Source organism: Streptomyces sp. SID13726 (assembly GCF_010548375.1).
In the GTDB taxonomy this organism is placed as follows: Bacteria; Actinomycetota; Actinomycetes; order Streptomycetales; family Streptomycetaceae; genus Streptomyces.
Window position 1 is genome coordinate 1 of the sequence record NZ_JAAGLY010000429.1, and the last position, 446, is coordinate 446.

At 72.4% G+C, this 446-nt stretch carries 1 protein-coding gene; it reads left to right on the forward strand.

Annotation, left to right across the window (positions count from 1 at the left end):
- Positions 1 to 446 (forward strand): aminotransferase class I/II-fold pyridoxal phosphate-dependent enzyme (locus G3I78_RS48430; protein ID WP_164437009.1); only part of this gene is annotated, 446 nt, incomplete at both ends.

Here is a 446-nt window from a genome sequence, read left to right on the forward strand (position 1 = left end):
CCTCCGGCGGCTCCGGGAGATCTTCGCCGAGCTGCTCGGCGTCCCGGTCGAGCAGCTCCTCGCGGGCGGCAACGCGAGCCTCACGCTCATGTACGACACGCTCGCGTACGCGACCCTCTTCGGCGTCCCCGGCTCCGAGCGCCCGTGGGGCCGCGAGGAGAAGGTTCGCTGGATCTGCCCCGTGCCCGGCTACGACCGCCACTTCTCCGTGTGCGAGGCGCTCGGCATCGAGATGGTCACGGTACCCATGACCGCCGACGGCCCGGACGCCGCCGCTGTCGCCGAGCTCGTCGCGAACGACCCCACCATCAAGGGCATGTGGGTCGTGCCGACCTACGCGAACCCCGACGGGTCGGTCGTCACCGAGGAGGTCGCGCGCGCGCTCGTGTCCGTGCCCGCCGCCGCCCCGGACTTCCGCATCCTGTGGGACAACGCGTACGCGCTCC